The organism is Flavobacterium sp. BFFFF1, from assembly GCF_002256285.1.
Taxonomy (GTDB): Bacteria; Bacteroidota; Bacteroidia; order Flavobacteriales; family Flavobacteriaceae; genus Flavobacterium.
On sequence record NZ_NKJE01000060.1, the window covers coordinates 1 to 2,805 of the forward strand.

Consider the following 2,805-nt stretch of genomic DNA (forward strand, 5'->3'; position numbering starts at 1 on the left):
ATAAGTGTAAAGCGGGACGTGTCTTCGCAACATTGGTTCTCGATACGTCGTGCTCCTTTGCTGGCGCACGGTCCACGACACTCGAACTGACGGGAGGATTTACCGTAGGTGTTTAAATAAGCGCAAAACGGGAAGTGCCTGCGCAGCATGGGTTCTCGATACGTCGCGGCCCTTTGCTGGCGCACGGTCCACGACACTCGAACTGACGGGCTTCGTGAAGCTTTGCTGGCGCACGGTCCACGATACGCGAACGGACGGGGTTGGAGCGTCTGCACAGCCACTGCCGGGTGTGGGTCGGGGAATGTTGCGGAGGGTGGCCTGTTGTGGTCTAGTGGATGCGTTTGCGGACCTCTTCTTCCTTGAGTCCGAGGTATTCGCAAAGGTCGCTGATGGTGACGGCGTGTTGGGGTTCTTTGTTGTATTTCGCTTTTATTTCCCTGATGATGCGGCGGGAATAGCCTTCGCTGTAGCCGGTGATCACTACGACATCCTTGGTGTGGATGCACAATCTCAATGTTCCTTCAAAGTTTTTCATGTTTTCTGGTTTTTGGGTTTGTAATTTTCTATCCTATCTCTTGTTTTTTTGAAACGTGGGGTGACTCGCTTTGACTCGCACTAGTATCGCTTTAGTATCGCTTTAGTATCGCTTTAGTGACGCTTTAGTAACGCACTGTAATCCTATTGCAAATATCGGTGCCGGGAGGTGGCCATGGGCGGGTACAACATGAATGTCCCATCGTCATTATACCGTCAAATGTCGCAATGTTTTATGTTAAAAAATTCTCAATTTAAAATATTTTAACATTTATATGCGTACATAATATCCATTCGCCTACATTTTATGCTTTTATAAGCGGTTATTTTGTACACAAATGGATTTATTCGGAGCTGCTTCGAGCGAATCGGAACTACCTATTTGGAAATCAGCAAATTAACTCCTTTTCTTTGTCCCGATATTAATTTTTAAATTTTTTAATCATGGCGAAACAACGCGGATTTTTAAAAATCGAAGGAAAGTTGGATGACATTTCCTTCTTCAAGAGAAAAGATGAATTTCTCTTAAGGCAAAAAGGTGGTGTGAGCAAGCACCGGATTATGAATGACCCAAGGTTCAAGCGTACCCGTGAGAATGGGACTGAATTTGGGATGATCGCGAAGGCGGGCAAGATGCTGCGCGATGCGAATGCGGTAATGATCAACAAGGCGCACGATGGCCTGCTGCACAACCGGCTGATGCAGGTGATGTCACAGATCAAGGCCTGTGACGTTACCTCACCCAGGGGCGAACGGCAGGTGTATGTGGGGCTGGGCACTGCTGAAGGCAAGGAATTCCTGAAGGGGTTTGAGTTTAACAGCCAGTCGTCGATCCGCAGTGTACTTTCAGCACCGTATGCTTTGGTGAAGGCTACGGGTAAGGTTACGATTGCGGACCTGCTTCCTGCGGAACAGGTGAGTGCGCCGCCGCATGCGACGCATGTGTCGTTCCGTGCGGGGTTCCTCAAAGTAAACTTTGAGACTGGCGACAGTGCGATTGCGTACAGCCCTGTGGTAAACCTGTCGCTGGAAGCGGCTGCTGCACCGGTATCGTTGACGCCTACGGCAGTTCCGGCCAATACGGGTACAGTGTTGTACCTGCTGCTGGTTGAGTTCTACCAGGAGATGAACGGCGTGCAGTATGTATTGAGCAATGGCAATTTCAATTCGCTGACGGTTTTGGATGTGGCTTAGTGCTTTCTTTCAATGGCTCCCTGTAGATTCCTTTACAGGGAGTTTTTTATTTTAAATTTTTAATGATGGGAACAAGAACTGCAAAATTTTGGAACGGGTTTCGGCCCTTTGCTGATGAGATCAGCCACTTTACGGCGCTTCCGATGGCCCAGCAGTGCGTTTTGTTTCAGAGCATTGACGGTTATCTTAAGCAGTATCACCCTTGTCTCCATTTGCATATGATGGGCAACAAAGTGGTGCTATCGGTATGGCGGCAGCGGACGTACTTTCCTATTGCGGAAAAACTGGTATGGGACGTCCCTCCCGATATGGGCGTTGAAGTGGAAGCGCTTGTTCCTTCAGGTATGGACCGCACCTTATACCTGGAATGCGCGCAGGGTACGGATGCCCCACTTGATCTGTTTGGTGTGCCCGTGGCGGTCAGCAGCCTTTACTGCGCATTGGAACCCGATGGCGATTCACCGGGGCAGTTTATTGTTACTGTCTTTCATCCTGAATTGTATGGCCTGACTGAAGCCCAGCACTTCGAGCAATTGGGTGTCCTACTCGAGGCAGTTGTGGGCGAGCGGATCTATGGGACTTATTTCAGCCAGCTGTTGTTGTCACCCATCGTCAGGAACCGAACGGCGCATTTGATCCCGATGTATCGGCTGGTTGGGGATTTTTGGTGGGAGGGTTAGGATTTTGCACAGCCGACGCGCCGTATTTGGATCATTTAAGTTCCCATTGAGCGGTCATGTGCCTGTGCTAACTTAAAAATGGGGAATTTAATCGTATGACGTTATTGGATGTGGGTTAATTTTGTTGGTTTGTTTGAAAGGAAAACGCTCCGGATGGGGCGTTTTTTTTTCTCACCCCCTGCCCCTCTCCAATGCCCCGAAGTGTCGGGATGGGCGTTTGCCTGGTGGTATGGTGACGTGTTGTGGTAAGGTTTGTGGTATGGGGTTCTCGATACGGCTGAAGCTTTGCTTCCGCACGCTTCATGCCACTCGAAGGGACGAGAGGGCTTCTTATTACTCAATTCCTCCGCTCCCTTGCCTCGAAGTTTAGGGAGGGGGAGTTTGTCTGGTGGTATTG

4 protein-coding genes are annotated in these 2,805 nt (G+C 49.6%); 2 read left to right on the plus strand and 2 right to left on the minus strand.

What is annotated here, in order from left to right; translation table 11 throughout:
- Positions 1-328: 328 nt before the first annotated feature.
- The gene (locus tag CFE23_RS16465; protein WP_291090515.1) at positions 329-535 is read right to left on the minus strand and encodes a hypothetical protein; all 207 of its coding nucleotides are present in this window, start codon (positions 533-535) and stop codon (positions 329-331) included.
- 443 nt (positions 536-978) lie between these two features.
- Here CFE23_RS16465 and CFE23_RS16470 point away from each other — a divergent pair, with 443 nt between their 5' ends.
- The gene (locus CFE23_RS16470) at positions 979-1,728 is read left to right on the plus strand and encodes a hypothetical protein (RefSeq protein ID WP_291090518.1); all 750 of its coding nucleotides are present in this window, start codon (positions 979-981) and stop codon (positions 1,726-1,728) included.
- A 218-nt stretch (positions 1,729-1,946) separates the two neighbouring features.
- Positions 1,947-2,408, plus strand: a complete 462-nt coding sequence (locus CFE23_RS16475; protein ID WP_291090521.1) for a hypothetical protein — start codon at positions 1,947-1,949, stop codon at positions 2,406-2,408.
- A 101-nt stretch (positions 2,409-2,509) separates the two neighbouring features.
- On the opposite strand, the gene CFE23_RS16480 is transcribed toward CFE23_RS16475, so the two are convergent.
- On the minus strand, positions 2,510-2,805 hold a 296-nt coding region (locus CFE23_RS16480; RefSeq protein WP_291090524.1), incomplete at its 5' end, for a hypothetical protein.

Coding starts and splice junctions, on each gene's coding strand:
- CFE23_RS16465 (WP_291090515.1), bottom strand. CDS start 535: ATGAAAAACTTTGAAGGAACATTGAGATTGTGCATCCACACCAAGGAT.
- CFE23_RS16470 (WP_291090518.1), top strand. CDS start 979: ATGGCGAAACAACGCGGATTTTTAAAAATCGAAGGAAAGTTGGATGAC.
- CFE23_RS16475 (WP_291090521.1), top strand. CDS start 1,947: ATGATGGGCAACAAAGTGGTGCTATCGGTATGGCGGCAGCGGACGTAC.